23 protein-coding genes are annotated in these 22588 nt (G+C 66.7%); 16 read left to right on the forward strand and 7 right to left on the reverse strand.

Annotated features, from left to right (window positions below; genetic code table 11):
- Positions 1-41 precede the first annotated feature (41 nt).
- Together IB229_RS01355 and IB229_RS01360 are read right to left on the reverse strand one after the other, a co-directional pair.
- Positions 42-983, reverse strand: coding sequence for a DMT family transporter (locus IB229_RS01355; RefSeq protein WP_192324211.1), 942 nt, complete (start codon positions 981-983; stop codon positions 42-44).
- A gap of 46 nt (positions 984-1029) precedes the next feature.
- A complete protein-coding gene (locus tag IB229_RS01360) occupies positions 1030-1269 on the reverse strand; it encodes a DUF1127 domain-containing protein (RefSeq protein WP_192324213.1) in 240 nt (79 codons plus the stop codon).
- 96 nt (positions 1270-1365) lie between these two features.
- Here IB229_RS01360 and IB229_RS01365 point away from each other — a divergent pair, with 96 nt between their 5' ends.
- Entirely contained in the window at positions 1366-2220 is an 855-nt protein-coding gene (locus IB229_RS01365; RefSeq protein ID WP_192324215.1) for a LysR family transcriptional regulator, read from the forward strand.
- Positions 2221-2222: 2 nt separating this feature from the next.
- Here IB229_RS01365 and IB229_RS01370 read toward each other — a convergent pair whose 3' ends face one another.
- Positions 2223-2975 (reverse strand): sulfite exporter TauE/SafE family protein, encoded by a 753-nt coding sequence (locus IB229_RS01370; RefSeq protein ID WP_192324218.1) that lies wholly within the window; start codon positions 2973-2975, stop codon positions 2223-2225.
- Between the two features lie 103 nt (positions 2976-3078).
- Between IB229_RS01370 and IB229_RS01375 the strand changes: the two genes are divergently transcribed.
- Complete coding sequence (locus tag IB229_RS01375; RefSeq protein ID WP_192329178.1) at positions 3079-4038, forward strand: LysR family transcriptional regulator; 960 nt, start codon at positions 3079-3081, stop codon at positions 4036-4038.
- 200 nt (positions 4039-4238) lie between these two features.
- Here IB229_RS01375 and IB229_RS01380 read toward each other — a convergent pair whose 3' ends face one another.
- Together IB229_RS01380 and earP are read right to left on the reverse strand one after the other, a co-directional pair.
- Positions 4239-4814, reverse strand: coding sequence for an elongation factor P (locus IB229_RS01380; RefSeq protein WP_192324220.1), 576 nt, complete (start codon positions 4812-4814; stop codon positions 4239-4241).
- Positions 4815-4848: 34 nt separating this feature from the next.
- Complete coding sequence (gene earP / locus IB229_RS01385; protein ID WP_192324222.1) at positions 4849-6000, reverse strand: elongation factor P maturation arginine rhamnosyltransferase EarP; 1152 nt, start codon at positions 5998-6000, stop codon at positions 4849-4851.
- A 169-nt stretch (positions 6001-6169) separates the two neighbouring features.
- Here earP and IB229_RS01390 point away from each other — a divergent pair, with 169 nt between their 5' ends.
- From IB229_RS01390 to IB229_RS01400, 3 genes are read left to right on the forward strand one after another with little or no spacing between them, the layout of a single operon-like run.
- Positions 6170-6529 carry a hypothetical protein gene (locus IB229_RS01390; protein WP_192324224.1) on the forward strand — a complete coding sequence of 120 codons (360 nt, stop codon included), beginning with the start codon at positions 6170-6172 and terminating at the stop codon, positions 6527-6529.
- A 58-nt stretch (positions 6530-6587) separates the two neighbouring features.
- The gene (locus IB229_RS01395) at positions 6588-7538 is read left to right on the forward strand and encodes a class I SAM-dependent methyltransferase (protein WP_192324226.1); all 951 of its coding nucleotides are present in this window, start codon (positions 6588-6590) and stop codon (positions 7536-7538) included.
- A 13-nt stretch (positions 7539-7551) separates the two neighbouring features.
- The gene (locus IB229_RS01400) at positions 7552-8250 is read left to right on the forward strand and encodes a glutathione S-transferase N-terminal domain-containing protein (protein ID WP_192324228.1); all 699 of its coding nucleotides are present in this window, start codon (positions 7552-7554) and stop codon (positions 8248-8250) included.
- Between the two features lie 15 nt (positions 8251-8265).
- On the opposite strand, the gene IB229_RS01405 is transcribed toward IB229_RS01400, so the two are convergent.
- On the reverse strand, positions 8266-8823 hold the full coding sequence (locus tag IB229_RS01405; RefSeq protein WP_192324230.1) for a sugar O-acetyltransferase: 558 nt from the start codon (positions 8821-8823) through the stop codon (positions 8266-8268).
- A gap of 175 nt (positions 8824-8998) precedes the next feature.
- On the opposite strand from IB229_RS01405, the gene IB229_RS01410 reads away from it, so the two are divergent.
- The 7 genes from IB229_RS01410 (at position 8999) to IB229_RS01440 (ending at position 15680) form a co-directional block, all read left to right on the forward strand.
- A complete protein-coding gene (locus tag IB229_RS01410) occupies positions 8999-9961 on the forward strand; it encodes an alpha/beta fold hydrolase (RefSeq protein ID WP_192324232.1) in 963 nt (320 codons plus the stop codon).
- A gap of 284 nt (positions 9962-10245) precedes the next feature.
- Positions 10246-11097: an STAS domain-containing protein gene (locus tag IB229_RS01415; RefSeq protein WP_192324234.1), complete on the forward strand. Its 852-nt coding sequence runs from the start codon at positions 10246-10248 to the stop codon at positions 11095-11097.
- A 2-nt stretch (positions 11098-11099) separates the two neighbouring features.
- The gene (locus IB229_RS01420; protein WP_192324236.1) at positions 11100-11462 is read left to right on the forward strand and encodes an STAS domain-containing protein; all 363 of its coding nucleotides are present in this window, start codon (positions 11100-11102) and stop codon (positions 11460-11462) included.
- Entirely contained in the window at positions 11459-11863 is a 405-nt protein-coding gene (locus IB229_RS01425) for an anti-sigma regulatory factor (RefSeq protein WP_192324238.1), read from the forward strand. Before IB229_RS01420 ends, IB229_RS01425 begins: the two co-directional genes overlap by 4 nt.
- Complete coding sequence (locus tag IB229_RS01430; protein ID WP_412547764.1) at positions 11854-12870, forward strand: ATP-binding protein; 1017 nt, start codon at positions 11854-11856, stop codon at positions 12868-12870. The genes IB229_RS01425 and IB229_RS01430 overlap by 10 nt, the downstream gene beginning before the upstream one ends.
- Entirely contained in the window at positions 12863-13738 is an 876-nt protein-coding gene (locus IB229_RS01435) for a sensor histidine kinase (protein WP_192324240.1), read from the forward strand. Before IB229_RS01430 ends, IB229_RS01435 begins: the two co-directional genes overlap by 8 nt.
- On the forward strand, positions 13728-15680 hold the full coding sequence (locus IB229_RS01440) for a response regulator (protein ID WP_192324241.1): 1953 nt from the start codon (positions 13728-13730) through the stop codon (positions 15678-15680). Before IB229_RS01435 ends, IB229_RS01440 begins: the two co-directional genes overlap by 11 nt.
- Before the next feature lie 28 nt (positions 15681-15708).
- Here the strand turns inward: IB229_RS01440 and IB229_RS01445 are convergent, their stop codons facing one another.
- Entirely contained in the window at positions 15709-17130 is a 1422-nt protein-coding gene (locus IB229_RS01445; RefSeq protein WP_192324243.1) for a mechanosensitive ion channel family protein, read from the reverse strand.
- Positions 17131-17319: 189 nt separating this feature from the next.
- Between IB229_RS01445 and IB229_RS01450 the strand changes: the two genes are divergently transcribed.
- The 4 genes from IB229_RS01450 (at position 17320) to IB229_RS01465 (ending at position 22532) form a co-directional block, all read left to right on the forward strand.
- A complete protein-coding gene (locus IB229_RS01450; protein ID WP_192324245.1) occupies positions 17320-18231 on the forward strand; it encodes a LysR family transcriptional regulator in 912 nt (303 codons plus the stop codon).
- Positions 18232-18387: 156 nt separating this feature from the next.
- A complete protein-coding gene (locus IB229_RS01455) occupies positions 18388-18954 on the forward strand; it encodes an antibiotic biosynthesis monooxygenase (RefSeq protein WP_192324247.1) in 567 nt (188 codons plus the stop codon).
- Between the two features lie 154 nt (positions 18955-19108).
- Positions 19109-20947 (forward strand): amidohydrolase, encoded by a 1839-nt coding sequence (locus IB229_RS01460; RefSeq protein WP_192329182.1) that lies wholly within the window; start codon positions 19109-19111, stop codon positions 20945-20947.
- A gap of 1 nt (position 20948) precedes the next feature.
- Positions 20949-22532 (forward strand): MFS transporter, encoded by a 1584-nt coding sequence (locus IB229_RS01465; protein WP_192324249.1) that lies wholly within the window; start codon positions 20949-20951, stop codon positions 22530-22532.
- Positions 22533-22588 lie beyond the last annotated feature (56 nt).

Genomic DNA, 22588 nt, shown 5'->3' on the forward strand with positions numbered 1-22588 from the left:
CCGATAGCGGCACGCCCACCACCGCCCCTGTGCTCATCACCTCAACGCTGCGCGGCCAGGCGCCATCTGTGCAGACGCTTGCGCACCCACGCATGGTTGCTCACCAGCATGATGCCGAGCAGCACCAGCACAGCGCCGATGACGAAATTCAGGCTCAGCGGTTCGTCGAGCAACAGCACGCCGAAGGTCACGCCGAACAGCGGGGTCATGAACGACAGCACCGCCATGTTCGACGCCAGGTAGCGGCGCAGTAGCCAGAACCAGGCGAGGTAGCTGAGGAACGACACCACGATGCCCTGCACCAGCACGCTGCCGATGGCGAGCGGCGTCCAGCGCACCGGCGCCAGCGGCCCGCTGAGCAGCACGTAGCCGAGCAACAGCACGAAGGATACGCCGAGCTGGTAGAACAGCGTCAGCGTCGGTGGCGCCTCGGACAGGCGCGAGCTGCGCACCACCACGGTGGTCGCGCCCCAGGCCATGCCACCGGCCAGGCCCAGGGCATCGCCGAGCAACACCTGGCGGTTCATGTTCGCCCAGTTCATGCCGGCGCCGAACGCCACGGCGATGCCGCCGAAGCACAGGCCGATACCCAGCCACTGCAAAGCGCGCAGGCGCTCGCTCGGCAACAGCAGGTGCAGGCCGAGTGCGGAGAAGATCGGCGCGGTGTAGAGGAACACCGCCATGTGCGAGGCCGAGGTGTACTGCAGGCCACGGGCGATGAAGAAGAACTCCAGGCCGAACAGCACGCCGGCGAGCAGGCCACCGCGCCAGGTACAGCCGATCCAGTCCTGCCAGCTGCGTTGCCAGAGTATCAGCAGGCCAACCAGCAACGCGGCGATACCCGAGCGCAGCGCCACCTGCAGCAACGGCGCGACATCCGGCGCGGCGACCTTGATCGCCACCTGCTGCAAGCCCCAGATGGCGCAGAGCAGCAACATGATCTGGAACAGAAACCCGTCGGCGCCTTTGCGCGCGACGCTCATGGCAACACCTTTATTGCGGCAGTCATCGTCAATCCTGAAGCTGTTCTTATGAGTTCGGCTCGTCCCAGAACGGCCGCTGTGCCTCCTGCTCGGCTTCGGCACGAGTAATGCCGATGTCCTTCAGTGCGTGCTCGTCGAGCAGCGCCAGCCGGTGCCGCTGCTGCGCCAGTTGCCACCAGCGCCGCAGTTGTCTGACGGCGGCCGCGACAGCCTTGTGAATGGTGCTGAAGTGCAGCTGCGAGCCCGCTGCCGAATGCGCGATGGCATAACCTTGTTGACGTTTCATCGTGACGCCCTCCCTGTGGGTTGGCGCCAGTGTCACGCCGGGCTTATGATCAATCCAACGAATGTTTCTTATGCCAGACATCTTAGAGATTGATCAATGGCCAATTATCCGAGCATCGACACCGAGCTGCTGCGCAGCTTCGTCGCCATCGCTGATCTGGGCGGTTTCACCCGCGCAGCGGAAGCGGTCAACCGCACCCAGTCGGCGATCAGCATGCAAATGAAGCGTCTGGAAGAAGACGTGCTGCAGCGCTCGCTGTTCCAGCGTGACGGTCGCCAGGTGCGCCTCACTGCGGAAGGCCAGGTGCTGCTCGGTTATGCGCGGCGCATCCTCAAGCTGCATGGCGAAGTGTTCAACACCCTGCGCGAGCCGCACATGGTCGGCTCGGTGCGCATCGGCACACCGGACGACTACGTGATGCGTTTCATGCCGGGCATTCTTGCGCGCTTCGCCCAGGCCTTTCCGCTGGTGCAGGTAGAGTTGCACTGCGAGCCGTCGTACCAGCTGCTGCAGCGCCAGGACCTCGACCTGACCATCGTCACCCGCGAGCCGGGCAAGGAGATCGGCCAGCTGCTGCGCCAGGAGCGCTTCGTCTGGGCCGAAGCCATCGGCTTCAGCCCGCACGAGCAGACGCCGATCCCGCTGGCCATGTTCAACGCCGACTGTTTCTGCCGCGCCTGGGCCTGCAACGCGCTGGACGCCATGGAGCGCGAATACCGCATCGCCTATACCAGCCCGAGCCTGGCGGCGATCTTCGCCGTGGTCAGCGCGGGCCTGGCCGTGACCGCGCAGCTGCAGAGCCTGATCACCCCGGACATGCGCATTCTCGGTGAGGCCGAAGGGTTGCCGACCCTGCCGATGACCAGCATCGTCCTGCTGCGCAATTCCGGCAGCCAGTCGCAGGTCACCGAAACCCTCGCCGAGCACATCGTCGAAGGTTTCCGCCTCTAGCCTCAGGTAAGCGCCAGGCCCAGCGCACACAGGGCCATGAATCCGCAAAACAGCATGCGCAGCAGGCGATCCGGCAAGGAGTGGGCAATGCGCACGCCCCAGCTGATGCTGATCAGGCCACCACACGACAGCGCCAGGCCCATGCCCCAGGCCACCTGATCGTGGAAGGCGAAGGTGGCCAGTGTCGCGCCGGTGCTCGGCAATGCCATCGCCAGCGCCAGGCCCTGCGCCGTCACCTGGGTGAGACCGAACACGCTGGTCAGCACCGGCGTGGCGACCACCGCGCCACCGACGCCGAACAGCCCGCCAGCGATGCCCGAGAACGTTCCCAGCAGCGCCAGCTGGCTCGCACGCGGCGCCCGCATCTCGCGCTGCACGCTCAGCGGTTGATACAGGCGCCAGAGGTTGTAGGTGATCAGTGCGGCGAGGAAGGCAACGAACAGGTAGCGCATCACGTCGGCCGGCAGATTGGCCGCCACGCTCGCCCCGGCCACTGCCCAGCAGAAGCCGGCAATCGCCAGCACGCCGCCCCAGCGCCAGTTGATGCGGTTGCGCTGGTTGTAGCGCCACAGCGCGAGCATCACGTTCGGCACCACCATGACCAGCGCCGTGCCCTGGGCCACGTGCTGGTCGAGGCCGAACAGCACGCCGAGGATGGGGATGGCGATCAGCCCGCCGCCAATGCCGAACAGCCCGCCGATGGTGCCCAGGCACAAGCCCAGGCCGATGTTGATCAGTACCTCGGTTAACAGCATGCATCCTCCCTAAATCTGGAGCCGCCATGCTAGTGAGCAGCGCTTGGAACGGAAACGCACAAACATGCACAATGGCTGTGCCAAATCCGCACAGAAAGCCGTGATGAACCCCACCCAGCTCAGCTCCCAGCTCGACCTCTTCCTCAGCGTGCTGGAAAGCGGCAGTTTCTCCGCCGCCGCCCGCCTGCACCAGCTCACCCCGTCTGCCGTTGCACGGCGCATGGACAGCCTGGAGCAGGCCCTCGGCGTCAGCCTGTTTCTGCGCAGCACCCACGCGGTACGCGCCACGCCAGCCGGTATCGCCTTCGCCGAACGCAGCCGCCGGGTGCTCGATGAGCTGCGCCTGGCCCGCGCCGAGGCCGTGTCGCTGAGCAGCGCTCAGGAGGGGCTGATTCGCATCGATGCGCCCACGCCGTTCGGCCGCCGCCACCTGGCGCCGGCAATCGCCGACTTTCTCGCCGCCAACCCCGGCCTCGACGTGCAGCTGCGGCTGATCGACAGCTTCATCGACCTGGATGGCGAGCACTTGGGCGAAGTCGACGTGGTGATCCGCATCGGCCCGCTCGGCGACAGTCGCCTGGTCGCCACGCCGCTGGCCTCGATGATGCGCATCGCCTGCGCCAGCCCGAGCTACCTGCGCCAGCGTGGCACGCCAATGAACCCGCAGGAACTGAACGGCCATGACGGCCTCGACTGGGACACCTTGGCGCCCGCTTACGCCTGGCGCTTCGCCCGCGAGGGCAAACTGCAGCTGCACCGCCCCGGTCGCCTGCGCATGACCAGCAACAACTGCGAAACCCTGCTCTACGGCGTGCTCAACGGCCTGGGCATCGCTCACCTGCCGACCTGGCTGGCCAGCGAGTACCTGCTGCGCGGCGAGCTGCAGCCGCTGTTCTGCGACAACGGCCTGCCCGCCGTGGAGCCCAGCAGCATCTACGCCCTGCGCCTGGAGCGGGAAACCAGCCCGCGGGTGCGCTTGCTGCTGGCCTTTCTCAGCGAACGCTTCGGCCACCCGCCGCCCTGGGACCAGGCCCTGCACCAGCGCCTGCCGGTCGGCAGCTGAGCTGAACAAGCTGTGCGGCTATCAGGTATTGCGCGTGCCGCGTGGCGCGGGAGTTCCAAAGAGCGCTACGCGCTTGCTCCGGTGCAGGTCTCGGTGCGCACCCTCCGGCCTCGCGCATGCCGCCACTGTCTAATTCACAGCCATGAAAAAGCCCGGCGCTAAGGCCGGGCTTCTTGTCACACGCGGTGCAGACGGGAGGCTTAAGCCTGCGGCGCCTGGGTACGGCCTTTGTAGGAACCGTCGCGGGTGTCGATCTCGATCCAGTCGTCGATGTTGCAGAAGTCTGCAACCTTGACTTCGGTACCGTTGCTCAGCTTGGCCGGCTTCATGACCTTGCCGGAGGTATCGCCGCGGGCGGAACCTTCGGTGTAGGCGATCTGGCGAACGATGGTGGTCGGCAGGTCGACGGAGATCACTTTGCCTTCGAAGAACACGGCTTCGCAGACGTCGGTCATGCCTTCTTCGATGAACGGCAGAACGCTTTCCAGGTCGTCGGCGCGCAGCTCGTAGGAGTTGAACTCCGGGTCCATGAAGACGTAGTCGGTGCCGCTGATGTAGGACAGGGTCACTTCCTTGCGCTCAAGGATTACCGGCTCCATCTTGTCGTCAGCTTTGTAGACGGTTTCGGTCTTGGAACCGTTGATCAGGTTCTTCAACTTCATCTTCACGATGGCGCTGTTACGACCGGACTTGGTGAACTCGGCTTTCTGGATCAGCCAAGGTTGACCGTCGATCAGGGCCACACTGTTGGGCTTCATTTCTTGTGCGGTTTTCATACGAATATCCGGATTTTGATGGAGGTACGAATTTCTAAGCCGCGCATGATAGCCAATTTCGGTAAAACTCTGCCAGAGCCGCAGCAAGATCAGGACGGGAGGCCTGTTGCAGACACCAGCGCTCGGCATGTTCGGCCACCTGCGGCCAGACGTTCTGCAACGCCTGCCAGGCTTTTTCCATGCGTTCGCCATCGCCGAGGTTCCAGGCCAGGCCCAGTTCATCGAGTGCCTGGCTCGCCGCAGGAGACAGCCCGACGCGGTACAAGGCCGCGAAGGCCGCGAGCTTTTCCAGGTGCGCGTCTTCGTCCTGCTTGTAGATGTGCCAGAGCAGCGGCCGGCCGGCCCACTGCGCGCGCACGAAGGAATCCTCGCCGCGCACGGCATTGAAATCGCAGCACCACAGCAGCCGGTCGTAGTCCTGCTGCGGCACGAACGGCAGCAGATGGACATGCAGGTTGCCGCGTTGCAGCGCCTGACCGGGCGCCAGGGCATCCACCCCCAGCCAGCGCTGCAGGTCCGCCAGGATGCGCCCCGGCGGCACCAGCAGCTGCGTTACCACCGCATCAGCAGCCAGCGCCTGCAGCCAGCCGGCCAGCGCCGGGTTTTCGTAGGCGAACAGCGAAATCAGCCGCGCACCGGGCAGTGGCGTGACGCCCAATTCGCCGAGAAACGCCCGCCGCGCCGCGTCATCGGCCTGGAATGCACGGCGCCGCGCCAGCAGATCGGCCTCGCGCAGCAGCCCGCCGGTATCGGCCGTGAAGCCGGGAAAGAAGAAGAATTTCTGCAGACCATTGCCCTGGGGCGACGGCAGACCGTGGCAGCCACCGACCCAGTCCTCGGCGCTGAGGTACTCCAGGTTCAGCCACAACGGCTTGCGAACCTGCGCCGCCATGGCTGCCTCGAAGGCGGCGGGCAGATGACAGGCGAATGCCTCGATCACCACGTCGCCCGGCTCCACCGCCTGCCACTGCGCACGCCAGTGGCAGATCTCGACGCCCGCGTGCCACTGGCGCGCGGCGCGCACATCAGCCTGCGGACAGAGGCGCTGGAACGCCGCCAGCTCGTCCACCCACAGGCGCACGGCAACGCCGTGCTCCGCCACCAGTTGCCGCGCCAGGCGCCAGGTCACGCCGATGTCGCCGTAATTGTCGACCACGCTGCAGAAGATGTCCCAACGCTTGCCCATTGGGGCGCTCCAGAAGGGGAATCGGCGCACCTTAATCGCTATCCCCCGGCAGAGAAAGCCCGAACAGGCGGAACCGATGCGGCCAAACTCGATCAACCGCTGGCGCGTGCTGCCCGTGCGCACGAGACTGTCGGGCAGCGCCTCACATCACTCACCCGCAGGAGCCCGCATGCCTCTTCGTCAGAAACGCCGCGTTCTGCCCGTCACCTTCAGCTTCTGGAAGCTCGCCTTCAGCGTCGCCATCGGCGTCTGGCTCGGCGGCCTGGCCTTCGTGTTCAGCTGCGGGCTGTTGTACAAGGCCTACATGAACCAGCAGTTCCCGGTGCTTGCCGGCAATACTGCGTCCTCCAGCGAAGCTGCGCGCGACGATGCCAACCAGCAGATGTTCGAGCAGTACCAGCGCAACCAGCAGCAAGCCCAGGAACGTACCGGCCCGGACACGCCGACCTGCCAGTTCTGGCAGGAGCAGAACCGCAACGCGCCCAGCGCCAAGGCCCGCGACAACCTGCAGCGCTACTGCGCGCCCTGATGCCACCCGCGACGCAGCTGCGGGTAAACTGCGCCGCTCAGCCGCCTGACAGCCGACCATGAACGCCGACGCCATCGCCCTGCTCCGCCAGCACCTGCTTACCGCCCTGGCCGCCACGCCTACGCAAACGCGCCGCCTGTTCCACGGCCGTGGCCGGCTCAACGCCGGACTGGAGCAGATCACCGTCGACTGGCTGCAGGGCGTGCTCTGGGTCGCCCTGTTCAAGGAGCCGGCCGAAGACGAGCTGCAGGCGCTGATCGCCATGCTGCGCGGCCTGCCTGAAACGCCTGCCTGGCAACACGGCAACACCCAGACCCTGGCCCTGCAGCAGCGCTACCTGCCAGACAGCCCGACGCAGTGGCTGCACGGCGAGCCGGTCAGTGACTGGCCGATCGACGAAGACGGCCTGCGCTTCCAGCTCGACCTGGGGCGCAAGCAGAACAACGGCCTGTTCCTCGACATGCGCTACGGCCGCCACTGGGTGCAGGCCAATGCCGCTGGCAAGCGCGTGCTCAACCTGTTCGCCTACACCTGTGGTTTTTCCGTGGCCGCGCTGGCCGGTGGTGCCGAGCACGTGGTCAACCTGGACATGGCCAAGGCCGCGCTCAGCCGCGGGCGCGACAACCACCGCCTGAACGGCCATGACCTCAGCCGCGTGACCTTCCTCGGCCACGACCTGTTCAAGTCCTGGGGCAAGGTGAAGAAGCTTGGTCCCTACGACCTGATCATCATCGACCCGCCGTCCTTCCAGAAAGGCAGCTTCGCCCTGACCAGCGACTACCAGAAAATCCTGCGGCGCCTGCCCGAGCTGCTCGACAGCGGCGGCACGGTGCTGGCCTGCGTCAACGATCCGGCCATCGGCCCGGACTTTCTCATCGACGGCATGGCCCGCGAGGCCGCCGAGCTGCATTTCGTCCAGCGCCTGGACAACCCGCCGGAGTTCGCCGACATCGACGTCGACGCCGGCCTCAAGGCGCTGGTGTTCCGCCACACCCTCCCCGCCTTCTGATTAAGGATTCGCCATGACCGATCTGTCCGCTTTCCCGATCACCCAGAAATGGCCCGCGCAGCACCCCGAGCGCCTGCAGCTGTATTCGCTGCCCACGCCCAATGGCGTCAAGGTCTCGATCCTGCTCGAAGAACTCGGCCTGCCCTACGAGGCGCACAAGGTCAGCTTCGAGACCAACGACCAGCTCTCGGCGGAATTCCTCACCCTCAACCCGAATAACAAAATCCCGGCGATCCTCGATCCGGACGGTCCGGGCGGCCAGCCGCTGGCGTTGTTCGAGTCCGGGGCGATCCTCATCTACCTGGCCGAGAAAGCTGGCCGTTTCATCCCACAGGACCCGGGCGCGCGCTACGAGGCCATCCAGTGGCTGATGTTCCAGATGGGTGGCGTCGGCCCGATGTTCGGCCAGCTGGGTTTCTTCCATAAATTCGCCGGCAAGGACTACGAGGACAAGCGCCCGCGTGACCGCTACGTCGCCGAATCCAAACGCCTGCTCGGCGTGCTCGACCGCCGCCTGCAGGGCCGCGACTGGATCATGGGCGAGGAATACGGCATCGCTGACATCGCCACCTTCCCCTGGGTGCGCAACCTGATCGGCTTCTACGAGGCCGGCGAGCTGGTCGGTTTCGACGACTTCACCAACGTCAAACGCACCCTGGAGCGCTTCGTCGAGCGTCCGGCGGTGAAGAAGGGCCTGAGCATCCCCAGCTGAGGCACGCAGCGCGCGTTATCGAACGAGCACGCGCGCCGGATTGCCGACCACCGTGGCACCCGCCGGCACATCGCGGGTGACCACGCTGCCGGCGCCGACCAGGGCGTTGTCGCCGATGGTCACGCCCGGCAGGATGATCGCCCCGCCACCGATCCAGACATTCGCCCCGATCACCACCGGCCGGCCGAACTCGAGCGCCTGTGCGCGTTGTGCAGGATCACGCGGATGATCGGCGGTGAGGATCTGCACGCCGGGGCCAATCTGCGTCATGGCGCCGATGCTGACGCTGACCACATCGAGAATCACGCAGCCGAAGTTGAGGAACACGCCGTTGCCCAGACGAATGTTGTAGCCGTAGTCGCAATGGAACGGCGGGCGGATGTTGGCCCACTCGCCGACACTGGCGAAGGCCTCGCGCAGCAACAGCAGGCGCTGCTCGACGAGCGCCGCCAGGGAGTTGTTGTAGCGCTCCAGCCATTCGCAGATGCGCTGGTGGTCCGCCGCCAGTTCCGGGCAGCTGGCCAGGTACAGCTCGCCGGCGAGCATCTTGTCCTTTTCGCTTCTGTTGTCCATTGCAATCCTCTGTTGGGCGCGCGCCAAACGGACGCGTTACGGCTGACAGCACCGCGGCGCCCGGCGTTCCCGTGGTGACGCATGATCACCCAGACTGATCGGGCTTTCCCAGTGCCGGCAGGCGAGGCAAGATCGGCCCACGTTTCACCCACCTGCACGCGCTTCGGAGCCGACCATGGACCACCTCGAACACCGCCTGCTGCCGGTCAACGGCATCGACCTCAGCCTGTACAGCGCCGGCCCGGCGGACGGGCGCCCGCTGTGGCTGCTGCACGGGTTTCCCGAGTGCTGGCACTCCTGGCGCCAGCAGATTCCGGTGCTGGCGCGGGCCGGTTACCACGTGCTGATCCCGGAGATGCGCGGTTACGGCCAGAGCAGTGCCCCGCAGGCCGTCGAGGCCTACGACCTGCAGAGCCTGAGCGGCGACATCCTCGCGGCGATGGACGCCCTCGGCCAGCAACGCGCCAGCGTCATCGCCCACGACTGGGGCGCGCCGGTGGCGTGGAACCTGGCGCTGACCGCGCCGCAGCGCATCGAGGCGCTGGTGACCATGTCGGTGCCCTACGCCGGCCGCCCCAAGCGCCCGGCCACGGAGATCATGCGCAAGCTCAATCAGGAGCGCTTCAACTACATCCTCTACTTCCAGGAACCCGGCGTCGCCGAAGCAGAACTGGATGCCGACATTGCCCGCAGCCTGCGCACGATCATCTTCGGCGAGGGGGCCAGTGATGCCTTCCTGCAGGAAAAACCCGCCGGTGCCGGTCTGCTCGACGGCCTCGCCGAGCCGCCGCAGAGCACACCCTGGTGCAGCGAGGAAGACTTCTCCGTGTACCGGCGCACCTTCGCCAACGGCTTTCGCGGGCCGCTCAACTGGTACCGCAACTTCGAGCGCAACTGGCAACTGAGCGAACACCTGGCCGGACAACAGGTGCTGCAACCGACGCTGTTCCTGCTCGGTGAGCGTGACCCGGTCGGGCGCCTGGAAGCCGTCACCCTGGAGCGCATGCCGAGCGTGGTACCGAACCTGGAACAGCAGCGCTTCGCCGATTGCGGCCACTGGATCCAGAACGAGCGCGCCGCCGAGGTCAACGCCCTGCTGCTGGATTTCCTCGCCCGCCACTACCCTGCCGGCGGCTAGTCACGCGCGCCACAACGGCGAAAGCCACCGAAAGAAAGCCCCGCCGCCACGCGACACCCGCTCACAACAATAAACTTGCAACCTCTGCACCGGCGCTACTGTCTATCCCGCCTGTGAAGCCCCGCGAGCAGGATTAACTTCGCGGTTTCCCTGGTGTCTGCAACAATGCCTTGTGGCCCAGCGCCAAATCAGGGAGATTCGCCTGCGGCACCACCTGCATTGCAGTGATCGCCCCCAGGCCACGACCACGCCTCACCCTTCGCCAACCTCTCAGGAGTTACACCATGGCCGCACTGGACCAACGCGCAATACAAACAATGAAAAGCAGCGAAGCCCAACTGCTAAGCGACTGGAACGCTGGCCTGGAAGCAAGTGGCGCCTCGCGCAACCTCAAGGCCGACGAGCTCAAACGTGAGACCGGCGACTTCCTGCGCCTGGTGACTCAAGGCCTGGAAAGCGGCGCGAGCGCCAGCCTCGGCGACGGCAAATGGGATGAAGTCCGCCTGTTTCTGGAGAAGCTCTCCCACAGCCGCGCTCAGGCCGGCCAGGATTCGTACCAGACCGCCAACTTCATCTTCGCCTTCAAAGCGCCCTTCTTTGCTTTGCTGCAGCGTACCTACAGCGACAACCCGACAACCCTGGCGGAGCAGATGCTGCAAGCCTCCGATCTGTTCGACGCGCTGGGCATGCACACCATTCGCACCTTCCAGAAATCCCGTGAAGCGGTGATCAAGCGTCAGCAGGAAGAGCTGCTGGAGCTGTCCACCCCGGTGGTCAAGCTGTGGGAAGGCGTACTGGCCCTGCCGATGATCGGCACCCTCGATTCGCAGCGCACCCAGGTGGTCATGGAATCGCTGCTGCAGCGCATCGTCGACACCGGCTCGGAAATCGCCATCATCGACATCACCGGCGTGCCGACCGTCGACACCCTGGTCGCCCAGCACCTGCTGAAAACCGTCACCGCGATTCGCCTGATGGGCGCCGACTGCATCATCAGCGGCGTGCGTCCGCAGATCGCCCAGACCATCGTCCACCTCGGCCTCGACCTGCAAGGCGTGGTGACCAAAGCCAACCTCGCCGATGCCCTGAGCCTGGCCCTGCGGCGCCTGGGCGTGACCGTGACCAAGGCGCAGTAAGCATGGAGCGCATCCCGATTCTGCAGATGGGCGACTTCCTCCTGGTCACCATCCAAGTCGACATGCACGACCAGCTCGCCCTGACCCTGCAGGACGACCTCTCCGAACGCATCAGCAAGACCTCGGCACGCGGCGTGCTGATCGACATCTCCGCGCTGGACATGGTCGACTCGTTCATCGGCCGCATGATCGGCACCATTTCCGGCCTGTCGCGGATCATGGATGCCGAAACCGTGCTGGTCGGCCTGCAACCGGCGGTGGCGATCACCCTGGTCGAGCTGGGCCTGACCCTGCCGGGCGTGAGTACCGCGCTGAACGTCGAGCGCGGCATGAAGCTGCTGCGCGAGCGAGTGGCCGCGCAATGAGCGTGCGCAGCAGCGGCACGCAACCCATCCGCCTGGAACAGGACGTGGTGCTGGCGCGCCAGGCGATCCGCAAGCTGGCCCAGGACAACGGCATGCGCCTGATCGACCTGACCAAGCTGGTCACCGCCGTCAGTGAGCTGGCGCGCAACGCCGTGGTCTACGGCGGTGGTGGCGACCTCGACTGGTCGATCCTCGACGAAGGCGCGCGCACCGGCCTGCGCATCCTGTTTCGCGACGAGGGCCCCGGCATTCCCGACATCAAGCTGGCGATGACCGACGGCTGGACCTCCGGCAGCGGCATGGGCCTGGGCCTCACCGGCGCCAAGCGCCTGGTCGACGAGTTCGAACTGGACACCGCGCCCGGTGCGGGAACCCGCGTGACGATCACCAAATGGTTCTGAACCTGCCCAGCGCCATCACCCAGGTCATCCCGATCGAGGATGAAAGCCAGATCGGCCAGGCCCGGCGTGCGGCGCAGAAACTCGCGGAGAAACTTGGTTTCGACGAGAACGATGCCGGGCGCGTCGCGCTGATCGCCACCGAACTCGCCAGCAACCTGCTCAAGCATGCCGGACGCGGCGCCCTGCACCTGCAGGGCCTGGGGCAGCCGGGGCGCAACGGCATCGAACTGCTCGCCATCGACCGCGGCCCCGGTTTCGACCTGCACGACTGCCTCGCCGACGGCTTTTCCACCGGCGGTACCCAGGGCATAGGCCTGGGGGCGGTGGAGCGCCAGTCCGACCTGTTCGACGTGTACGCCGACGCCAATGGCGCGGTGCTGCTGGCGCGCATCTACCCGCGTGGCAGCAGTGGCCGCGACGTGCGCTTCGGCGTCAGCCAGCATGCCCTGCACAACCTGCCGGCCTGCGGCGACGCCTGGCACCTGAGCGTCGATGGCCCGCGCATCAGTGCGCTGGTGATCGACGGCCTGGGCCACGGCGAAGATGCCGAGGAAGCCGCCCACGCTGGCACCCAGACCTTCGCTCTGACGCCCTTTGCCGACCCGGTGCTGCTGATCGACGAAATGCACCACGCCATGGCCGGCACCCGCGGTGGCGCCGTTGCCGTGGCTCAGTTCGATGGCGGCAGCGGCACCTTGCGCTTCGCCGGCATCGGCAACATCGGCGCCACGCTGATCGCCCCCGACAAATCGCGCGGCCTGGCCTCGCACCCCGGCATCGTCGGCGGCCAGTTCAGGAAGACCCAGACCTTTGACTATCCTGACGCTAGCGGGCAGTTGCTGATCCTGTTCAGCGACGGCTTGCAGTCACGCTGGAACCTGCGCGACTACCCTGGCCTGATCAACCGACACCCCGCCGTCATCGCCGCCGTGCTGCACCGCGACTTCTGTCGCGGCCGCGATGACGTAACCGTACTGGTCGTTGCTCTGGAGACAGCCCATGGCTGAACTCGACTCCCCCGAAAACCTCGAACCCGCGGCCCAGCTGCAACGCCTGCAGGCGGAGAACGAAGCACTGCGCCTGGAACTCGACGAGACCAACCAGGGCGTGCTCGCGCTGTACGCCGAGCTCGACACCCAGGCCGAGGAACTGCGTCAGGCGTCCGACCTGAAAAGCCGCTTCCTCTCCTATATGAGCCACGAATTCAGAACGCCGCTGGGCTCGATCCTGAGCATCACCAGCCTGCTCGGTGACGAGCTGGACGGCCCGCTGAATCCCGAGCAACACAAGCAGGTCGGCTTCGTCAGCACCGCGGCGCGCGAACTCAGCGACATGGTCGACGACCTCCTCGACCTGGCCAAGATCGAGGCCGGGCGCATCACCATTTCGCCGGCCTGGTTCGACATGTTCGACCTGTTCTCGGCGCTGCGTGGCATGTTCCGCCCGATCGTCGATGCCTCCAGCGTCGATTTGGTGTTCGAGGAGCCGGTCGACCTGCCGCGCCTATATACCGATGACAAGAAGCTGGCGCAGATCCTGCGCAACTTCATTTCCAACTCGCTGAAGTTCACCCAGGAAGGCCAGGTCAGCGTTTCCGCGCAAATGGAAAACGACAGCGAAGTGCGCTTTGCCGTGCGTGACACCGGCATCGGCATCCCGCAGGAAATGCACGGCGCGCTGTTCGAGGACTTTTCCCAGGTCGACTCGCCGCTGCAGAAGCGCTTCCGCGGCACCGGGCTCGGCCTGTCGCTGTGCAAACGCTTCGCCCAGCTACTGGGCGGCCGCGTCGGCGTGGACAGCGTGCCGGGCGAGGGCTCGACCTTCTTCGTGATCATTCCGCTGGCCCTGGCCCAGGATGCCGACGATGAAAAGTGAATTGCGGCTGCTGATCGTCGATGACAACGACGCCACCCGTTACGCCCTGCGCCGGCGCATGGAGCGCAACGGCTACCATGTGCAGGAGGCCGACACCGGCACCGACGGCCTGGCCATGTTGGCGCGCGAAACCTTCGACGCACTGATCCTCGACGTCAACCTGCCGGACATGAGCGGCTTCGACATCGTCCGCCAGCTGCGCGCCGAGCCGGAAACTGCACTGCTGCCGATCATCCACGTGTCCGCCGCGTCGATTCACAGTGGCGACATCGTCACCGGCCTGGAGGCCGGCGCCGACGCCTACCTGATCCACCCGGTCGACGCCGACGTGCTGCTCGCCACCCTGCGCACCCTGCTGCGCGTGCGCGACACGGAAACGGCCCTGCGCGAAAGCGAGGCGCGCTTTCGCGAAATCTTCTCCAACGTCTCCGCGCCCATCGCGGTGGTCGATACCCAGCTGCAGATCGTCGAATGCAACGAGGCATTCGACGAGCTGATCAAGGGGCAGTCCAGTCGCCCGCTGCTCGACTGCTTCGCCCCCGAGCAGAACGACACCGTCGCGGCGCTGCGCGAACACCTGCTCGCCGGCACGCGCTGGAGTGGCATGCTCGACCTGCAGGTGGCCGGCGAATTGCTGGAAACCGAATGGCAGGTGTCGCCCTATGGCGTGCCCGAGCACAGCCTGGCGTTCGTCGAGGACGTCACCCACCACCGCCAGCGCGAGCGTGCGCAGATCGAGCAGCTGGACAGCGCCACCACGCAACTGGCCCTGGAAGTGGCCGAGCGTGAACGCACCGAGGCCAAGCTGCTGCAGGTGCAGAAGATGGACGCCCTGGGCAAGCTCACCGGCGGTATCGCCCACGACTTCAACAACCTCCTGACCGGCATCATCACCGGCATCGAGCTGATCAAGAAACGCGTCGAGGAAGGCCGCGTGGAGACCATCACGCGCTACGCCGACGCCGCGCTGAACTCGGCCAACAGCGCCGCGTCCATGACCCACCGCCTGCTCGCCTTCGCCCGCCAGCAGCCGCTGGACACCCGCCCGATCGACCTCAACGAGCAGATCCGCTCACTCGAAGAGCTGCTGCGGCGCACCATCGGCGAGCACATCGTCCTGCACCTGGAGCTGAGCACGCAGCCCAGCGTGGCGCTGGTCGACCCGGTGCAGTTCGAGAGCTCGCTGCTCAACCTGATCATCAACGCACGCGATGCGCTGATGGACGGCGGCGATATCCGCATCGCCACCTTCGCCACCCTGGCCCACGACAACAGCCGCCTGAGCGATGGCCACTATGTCGCGTTGCGGGTCAGCGACAACGGTGCCGGCATCGCCGAGAGCGTGATCGACAAGGTCTTCGACCCGTTCTTCAGCACCAAGCCACTGGGCAAGGGCACCGGCCTCGGCCTGTCGACCCTCTATGGCTTCGCCCGCCAGTCCGGCGGCGACGTGAGCATCCACAGTGTGCAGGGCGCGGGTACCGAGGTCACCCTGACCCTGCCGGCCGGCGGCGAAGCGCCACCCACGCAACTGTCCCGGCCGCGGCCAACCGTGCTGCTGCAGCGCGGCAATGGCGAACACGTGCTGGTGGTCGAGGACACGATTTCGGTGAGCCTGTTCGTCGCCGAAGTGCTGCAGGAGGCGGGTTACCGCTGCACCCAGGTCAACGACGTGGAAACCGCGCTGCGTACCCTGGAAAGCGACATGGTCATCGACCTGCTGCTGACCGATGTCGGCCTGCCGCGCCTCAATGGCCGCGACCTGGCCCTGGCCGCGCGCGCCATGCGCCCGCACCTGCCGGTGCTGTTCATGACCGGCTACGCGGAGAACGCCCGTGACCGGCAGAACTTCCTCGGCGAAGGCATGGACATGCTGACCAAACCCTTCCACATCAGCGACCTGCTGGACAAGGTCAGCCAGTCCCTCGCCCGCGGCGTCTGAAACCTCGCCAGCGGTGCTTCCGCTGGCGTTACTTCCTCTGCAACCAACTCATCAGGCCGCCCTTGCGCAGTGGCGCAGGCTTCTGCGTCAGCAGCGAACTGCGTGCCTGTTCGCGGAAGGCATGCAGCTTGGTCAGGGCGCTGCGCATCTCGCCACGCGCTTCCAGCGTTGCGCGAATCACTTCCTTGTCCAGGCGGTAGACCAGGCTTGAGGTGATCGCAGTGAACTGCGCCATCGACGGCTCGTCGGCCATGATGCCCTCCTCGCCCATGATCTCGCCGGGGCCCATGCGCCCGCCCTCGACCAGTGTCTCGCCGTCGGCCAGCGAGGCGGAAATCACCCCGGTGCCGATCAGCAGCAGGTGTTCGGCCACGTCACCCTGCGCCAGCACCACCTGCCCCGCGGCGTAGTGCTGGGCCTGCATGTTCTGGCTGACCAGATCCTTCTCGTCGCTGCTCAGCGAGCGGAAAATCTTCACCTCGTCGAGCAACGCGCGCTGGCGCGAACGCGTGGCATCCGGGTTCCAGGCAGCGCCGGAGGCATCCAGGTGGCGATGGGCGAGGTCGTACATCAGGTTGCGCACGGCGGTCTTGTCCGCCTGCGGGCCGATGAAGGCGCTGACCTCGTAGTCGATGGTCTCGGCCGAGACACTCTTCACCGCCACTTTCGGCGCCGGCACAGCGAGCAGGTCGCGGCAGCCGCGCATGGCCTTTTCCAGGGCGTCGAGGATGTGCCGTGGGCGCATCTGGTTGGACACCGTCACGCTGATGGTCACCCCGTGACGGTCGCTGGGCCGGCTGAAGTTGAGGATCTTCGCCTTGGCCGCCACCGAGTTGGGAATCACCGCCGTGCTGCCCTGGCCGGTGAGCAGGTGGGTGGCGCGCCAGTCGATCTCGATGACCTTGCCCTCGGTGCCGTCGATGGAGATCCAGTCATCCAGCTGGTACGGCTTGGTGGTGTTCAGCACGATGCCGGAGAACACGTCGCCCAGGGTGCTCTGCAGCGCCAGGCCGACGATGATCGCCACCGCGCCGGAGGTCGCCAGCAGACCCTTGACCGGCAACTGCATGACGTAGGCCGCGGCGGCGATGATGGCGATGAGGAAGATCACCGCGCCGAGCACGTCCTGCAGCAGGCGCCCGGTGTGGCCGGTGCGCGGCATCAACAGCAGGCCGAGGACCACGGTCAGGGTGCGCGCGCAGAACAACCACCAGGCGATGCCCAGTGCGGTGCCGACCAGGTTGTCGGCGACCTCGGCCGTCACCGGTGGGGGCTGCAACGGGCTCAGGCCGGCGCTGATGATCACCCAGCTGTAAAGCAGGAAGAAGCTCAGGCGCACGCCGACCCGCACGGCCTGGCGCGGCGCGGGGATCAGTTGCCAGGCCAGCATGTCGAGCGCCAGCAATGCGGCACCGATGATCAGCGGATGGGATTGAATGAAGGCGAGCATGACGGTCTCTTGCCGGTAATCGAAGGAGTGGCGACGTGCGCCAATGCGCCTGTATAGCAGGCGCCGCCAGCGGCAGACAGGCCCGTCGGAAGATAAAAAAGCACATCCGTACAAGCCAGCCTGAGGCAAAGCGTGCAGGGTTGGTGAATACTCCCTTTCCTGACTCGCTGACCGACCCCCGGGGCCTGCATGAACCGCAACGATCTACGCCGCGTCGACCTCAACCTGCTGGTGCTGTTCGAGACGCTGATGTTCGAGAAGAACCTGACCCGCACCGCGGAAAAACTGTTCATGGGCCAGCCCGCCGTGAGCGCCGCCCTGGCGCGGCTGCGCTGCATCTTCGACGACCAATTGCTGGTGCGCGCCGGGCGCGGCATGGAGCCGACCACCAAGGCCCTGTCGATCCTCGCCTCGCTGCGGCCGGCGCTGGATTCGATCTCCAACGTGATGAGCAACGCCAACGACTTCGACCCGGCCACCAGCCGCAACGTGTTCCGCATCGGCCTCTCCGACGATGCCGAGTTCGGCCTGTTCCCGGCCCTGCTGCACCGTCTGCGCGAAGAATCGCCGGGGGTGATCGTGGTGGTGCGCCGGGCCAACTACCTGCTGATGCCATCGCTGCTGATGTCCGGCGAAATCTCCGTGGGCGTCAGCTACACCACCGAGCTGCCGGCCACGGCCAAGCGCAAGAAGCTGCGTGACATCAGGGTCAAGGTACTGCGCGCCGACAACCGTCCCGGCGCCCTGACGCTGGACGAATACTGCTCGCGCCCGCACGTGATGGTGTCGTTCTCCGGCGACCTCAGCGGCAACATCGACCTCGACCTGGCGCGCATCGCCCGCACCCGCGAAGTCGTCGTCGGCATCCCGCAGTTCAGTGGCCTGCGCGCCCTGCTGCTGGGCACCGAGCTGATCGCCACGGTGCCCGACTACGCCGCCGCAGCGCTGATCGAAGGCGGCGGCCTGCGCGCCGACGACCCGCCCCTGGAGATCATCCCCGCCGAGCTGAGCATGGCCTGGCGCGGCGCCCAGGACAACGACCCGGCCGAGCGCTGGCTGCGCAACCAGATCAGCGAATTCATGGCCGAACAGGGGCGCTGAAACCCAGGCAAACGATGCACCGGGGGCTACGCTGAACGCCACGGCCGCATCCGCGACACCGCTCCACCAGAACAGCACACCCATACAAGTGCTGCTGGCCGAACCCTGTGAGACTGCTGCCCTGCATCAATCGATCACCTGTTCGGGGAGCACCCCATGACCGTCGACACCGGCAACGAAATCGTCACCCTGATCGTTCGCCACCGCGTCCGCGCCGGCATGCACGACAGTTACGAGCACTGGCTGCGGCAAATCATCGATATCGCCAGCAGCCAGCCCGGCCACCTGGGCATCGACGTGCACCGCCAGGAGCAGCTCGGCCTGCCGCTGTTCACCTGCGTACTGCGCTTCGCCAGCGCCGGGCAGCTGCAGACCTGGCTCGACTCCGATGCACGCAAGGCGCTGATCGCCGAGGCCGCGCCGCTGCTCGCCGATGGCGACCAGACGGAGGTCAACGCCGCCCGCGAGTTCTGGTTCACCCCCGACGCCAACGATGCGCCCGCGCCGCCGCGCTGGAAGCAGGCGTGCATCACCTTCCTGGTGATCCTGCCGCTGTCGCTGCTGGTACCGCAGCTCTGGCAACCGCTCTTCCACGCCGTGCCCTGGCTCGGCGGCCATGTACCCAGCAACGTCCTCATCACCCTGACCATCGTGCTGCTGGTGGTCTATCTATTCATGCCCCGTGTGACCCGCTGGTTCGCCGGCTGGCTCAACGCACGCTGACCCGGAGACACCCATGAGCCAAGACCCTCACGACAACAGCCGCCGCCAGTTCCTTGCCGCCAGCAGCGTGCTCGGTGCCGCCGGCGCCCTGTGGTCCGCCCTGCCCTTTACCGGCGCTGCCGGTTCCGCCACTGCCAGCACTTCGGGAGCCCCCATGAATGCCGACCTGATCCTGTTCAACGGCCATCTGCATACCGTCGACCGCGCCAAGCCCAACGCCAGTGCCGTGGCGATCAAGGACGGGCGCTTCATCGCCGTTGGCAGCGATGCCGAAGCCATGGCCCTGCGGGGCAGCGCCACCCAGGTCATCGACCTGAACAAGCGCACGGTGATCCCCGGGCTCAACGACTCGCACCTGCACCTGATCCGCGGCGGCCTCAACTACAACCTGGAACTGCGCTGGGAAGGCGTGCCGTCGCTGGTCGACGCCCTGCGCATGCTCAAGGACCAGGCCGACCGCACACCCGCGCCGCAGTGGGTGCGTGTGGTCGGTGGCTGGAATGAATTCCAGTTCGCCGAGAAGCGCCTGCCGACCCTCGAGGAACTGAACAAGGCCGCACCCGATACGCCGGTGTTCATCCTCCACCTGTACGACCGCGCCCTGCTCAACCGCGCCGCGCTGCGCGTGGTTGGCTACACCAAGGACACGCCGAACCCGCCGGGCGGCGAGATCGTCCGCGACAGCAAGGGCGAGCCGACCGGCATGCTGGTGGCGCGGCCCAACGCGATGATCCTCTACTCGACCCTGAGCAAGGGGCCGAAGCTGCCGCTGGAATACCAGGTCAACTCCACCCGCCAGTTCATGCGCGAACTCAATCGCCTGGGCGTGACCAGCGCCATCGACGCCGGCGGCGGCTACCAGAACTACCCCGACGACTACCAGGTGATCCAGGAACTGGCCGACAAGGACCAGCTCACCGTGCGTATCGCCTACAACCTGTTCACCCAGAAGCCCAAGGAAGAGCTGGCCGATTTCAAGAACTGGACCAGCACCGTCAAGTACGGCCAGGGTGACGACTTCCTGCGGCACAACGGCGCCGGCGAGATGCTCGCCTTCACCGCCGCCGACTTCGAGGACTTCCTCGAACCACGCCCGGACCTGCCGCCCGACATGGAGCAGGACCTGGAGCCGGTGGTGCGCCACCTGGTCGAGCAGCGCTGGCCGTTCCGCCTGCACGCCACCTACGACGAATCCATCTCGCGCATGCTCGACGTGTTCGAGAAGGTCAATCGCGACGTGCCGTTCGACGGCCTGCCGTGGTTCTTCGACCACGCCGAAACCATCACACCGAAGAACATCGAGCGCGTGCGCGCCCTCGGTGGCGGCATCGCCATCCAGCACCGCATGGCCTTCCAGGGCGAATACTTCGTCGAGCGCTACGGCGCCAAGGCGGCGGAAACCACCCCGCCGGTACAGCGCATGCTGGCCGAGGGCATTCCGGTCGGCGCCGGCACCGACGCCACCCGCGTGGCCAGCTACAACCCCTGGACCTCGCTGTACTGGCTGGTCAGCGGGCGCACCGTCGGCGGCCTGGAGCTGTACCCGCACGGCCTCTCGCGCGCCGTCGCCCTGGAGCTGTTCACCCGTGGCAGCGCCTGGTTCTCCAACGAGCAGGGCAAGAAGGGGCAGATCCAGATTGGCCAACTGGCAGACCTGGTGGCGCTGTCCGCCGACTACTTCAGTGTCGAAGACGAAGCGATCAAGTGGCTCGAGTCGGTGCTGACCGTGGTCAACGGCAAGGTCGTGCACGCCACCAGCGAGTTCGACAAGCTCGCGCCGCCGGCCCTGCCGGTGACGCCGGACTGGTCGCCGGTGGTCAAGGTGCCGGGCCACTGGCGTCCCGGTTCGCCGCTGCTGGCCCAGGTGCACCAGTGCGCCGGTGCCTGTGCGGTGCATGCCCACAGCCATGAGCGTGCGCGCCAGTCCAGCGTGCCGGTGAGCGACTTCCAGGGCTTCTGGGGTGCGTTCGGCTGCTCGTGCTTCGCCTTCTGACATGAGCACGCAGACCTCATCCGCATGGAGCCCGCTGCGCTACCGGATCTTCCGGGGCCTGTGGCTGGCCAGCATCGCCTCGAACATCGGCACTTGGATGCACGAGGTTGGCGCCGGCTGGCTGATGACGTCGCTGTCGAGCAACCCGCTCACCGTGGCCCTGGTGCAGGTCGCCGGCTCGGCGCCGATGTTCTTCCTCGCCCTGCCGGCCGGCGCCCTGGCCGACATCGTCGACAAGCGCCGCTACCTGCTCGCCGTGCAGGCCTGGATGGCCTGCATCGCCCTGCTGCTCGCCGGGCTGACCCTGAGCGGGCAGATCAACGTGCCGCTGCTCCTGCTGCTGACCCTGGGCATGGGCGTCGGCACCGCGCTGATGATGCCGGCCTGGTCGGCGCTGACCCCGGAGCTGGTCGAGCGCGCCGACCTGCCCGCAGCCATCGCTCTGTCCAGCGTCGGCATGAACGTCGCCCGCGCAGTCGGCCCGGCCATCGCCGGGGTGCTGGTCAGCCTCAGCGGGCCGTGGGCCACCTTCGGCCTGAATGCACTGTCGTTCTTCGCGGTGATCGCCGTGCTGCTGGTGTGGAAGCGCGAGCCGAAAAGCTCGGTGCTGCCGGCCGAGCGCCTGTTCGGGGCGATGCGGGCCGGCTGGCGCTACAGCCGCAGCTCGAAACCGCTGCAGGCGGTGCTGGCGCGGGCGGTGGCGTTCTTCATCGGCGCCAGCGCCGGCATGTCACTGCTGCCGTTGATCGTGCGCGGCGAGCTGCACGGCAGCGCCGCCGACTTCGGCCTGCTGCTGGGCAGCGTCGGCGTCGGTGCGGTGGCCGGGGCCATGCTGCTGCCGCGCCTGCGCCTGCTGATCCGTGGCGACCTGCTGGTGGCGCTGGCCAGCGTGCTCTACGCCCTGGTGCTGCTGGGCCTGGCCCTGCTGCGCGACCTCTACCTGCTGATCCCGGTGATGCTGCTCAGTGGCGCCGCCTGGATCGCCGTGCTCTCCAGCCTGCAGGTCGCCGCACAGACCGCCGTGCCAGCCTGGGTTCGCGCCCGCGCGCTGTCGGTGTACATCCTGGTGTTCTTCGGCAGCATGGCCCTGGGCGGCATGCTCTGGGGCCTGGTCGCCAGCCACTTCTCCATCGCTCATGCGCTGATGGCGGCGAGCGTACTCCTGCTGCTGGGCATTCTCGCCAGCCGCCGTTTCGCCCTGCCGGTGACCGATGGCGAAGACCTCGCCCCATCACTGCACTGGCCCATGCCGATCCTCGGTGAGGGCCAGGACCAGGAACGCGGCCCGGTGATGGTCACCCTCGAATACGACATCGCCGAGGCGGATGCCGCCGCCTTCCAGCTGGCCATGCGTGAGGTGCGCGGCATGCGCCGGCGCAACGGCTCGCTGTCCTGGTGCCTGGTGCAGGACAGCGAGAACCCGCGGTGCTGGCTGGAGCTGTTCTTCGACGAGTCCTGGCTCGAGCACCTGCGCCATCACCACCGTGTCACCCGCGCCGAGCAACGTATCGAGGCGGCAGCGCGGCGCTTCCAGAACCCGGAAATTCCCGTGCGCATCCGCCATCTGCTGGCCAACGAGCCCTGAGCCCCTTTTATCCCCGGGCCATCCGGCCCGCCGAAAACCGCCCGCTCGCCGGGCAC

Origin of the sequence: Pseudomonas sp. PDM14, assembly GCF_014851905.1 — a bacterium.
In the GTDB taxonomy this organism is placed as follows: domain Bacteria; phylum Pseudomonadota; class Gammaproteobacteria; order Pseudomonadales; family Pseudomonadaceae; genus Aquipseudomonas.

Bases quoted from the DNA above. Each gene is read 5' to 3' on its own strand.
- IB229_RS01355 (WP_192324211.1), bottom strand. From the start codon at position 983: ATGAGCGTCGCGCGCAAAGGCGCCGACGGGTTTCTGTTCCAGATCATG.
- IB229_RS01360 (WP_192324213.1), bottom strand. From the start codon at position 1,269: ATGAAACGTCAACAAGGTTATGCCATCGCGCATTCGGCAGCGGGCTCG.
- IB229_RS01365 (WP_192324215.1), top strand. From the start codon at position 1,366: ATGGCCAATTATCCGAGCATCGACACCGAGCTGCTGCGCAGCTTCGTC.
- IB229_RS01370 (WP_192324218.1), bottom strand. From the start codon at position 2,975: ATGCTGTTAACCGAGGTACTGATCAACATCGGCCTGGGCTTGTGCCTG.
- IB229_RS01375 (WP_192329178.1), top strand. From the start codon at position 3,079: ATGAACCCCACCCAGCTCAGCTCCCAGCTCGACCTCTTCCTCAGCGTG.
- IB229_RS01380 (WP_192324220.1), bottom strand. From the start codon at position 4,814: ATGAAAACCGCACAAGAAATGAAGCCCAACAGTGTGGCCCTGATCGAC.
- earP (WP_192324222.1), bottom strand. From the start codon at position 6,000: ATGGGCAAGCGTTGGGACATCTTCTGCAGCGTGGTCGACAATTACGGC.
- IB229_RS01390 (WP_192324224.1), top strand. From the start codon at position 6,170: ATGCCTCTTCGTCAGAAACGCCGCGTTCTGCCCGTCACCTTCAGCTTC.
- IB229_RS01395 (WP_192324226.1), top strand. From the start codon at position 6,588: ATGAACGCCGACGCCATCGCCCTGCTCCGCCAGCACCTGCTTACCGCC.
- IB229_RS01400 (WP_192324228.1), top strand. From the start codon at position 7,552: ATGACCGATCTGTCCGCTTTCCCGATCACCCAGAAATGGCCCGCGCAG.
- IB229_RS01405 (WP_192324230.1), bottom strand. From the start codon at position 8,823: ATGGACAACAGAAGCGAAAAGGACAAGATGCTCGCCGGCGAGCTGTAC.
- IB229_RS01410 (WP_192324232.1), top strand. From the start codon at position 8,999: ATGGACCACCTCGAACACCGCCTGCTGCCGGTCAACGGCATCGACCTC.
- IB229_RS01415 (WP_192324234.1), top strand. From the start codon at position 10,246: ATGGCCGCACTGGACCAACGCGCAATACAAACAATGAAAAGCAGCGAA.
- IB229_RS01420 (WP_192324236.1), top strand. From the start codon at position 11,100: ATGGAGCGCATCCCGATTCTGCAGATGGGCGACTTCCTCCTGGTCACC.
- IB229_RS01425 (WP_192324238.1), top strand. From the start codon at position 11,459: ATGAGCGTGCGCAGCAGCGGCACGCAACCCATCCGCCTGGAACAGGAC.
- IB229_RS01430 (WP_412547764.1), top strand. From the start codon at position 11,854: ATGGTTCTGAACCTGCCCAGCGCCATCACCCAGGTCATCCCGATCGAG.
- IB229_RS01435 (WP_192324240.1), top strand. From the start codon at position 12,863: ATGGCTGAACTCGACTCCCCCGAAAACCTCGAACCCGCGGCCCAGCTG.
- IB229_RS01440 (WP_192324241.1), top strand. From the start codon at position 13,728: ATGAAAAGTGAATTGCGGCTGCTGATCGTCGATGACAACGACGCCACC.
- IB229_RS01445 (WP_192324243.1), bottom strand. From the start codon at position 17,130: ATGCTCGCCTTCATTCAATCCCATCCGCTGATCATCGGTGCCGCATTG.
- IB229_RS01450 (WP_192324245.1), top strand. From the start codon at position 17,320: ATGAACCGCAACGATCTACGCCGCGTCGACCTCAACCTGCTGGTGCTG.
- IB229_RS01455 (WP_192324247.1), top strand. From the start codon at position 18,388: ATGACCGTCGACACCGGCAACGAAATCGTCACCCTGATCGTTCGCCAC.
- IB229_RS01460 (WP_192329182.1), top strand. From the start codon at position 19,109: ATGAATGCCGACCTGATCCTGTTCAACGGCCATCTGCATACCGTCGAC.
- IB229_RS01465 (WP_192324249.1), top strand. From the start codon at position 20,949: ATGAGCACGCAGACCTCATCCGCATGGAGCCCGCTGCGCTACCGGATC.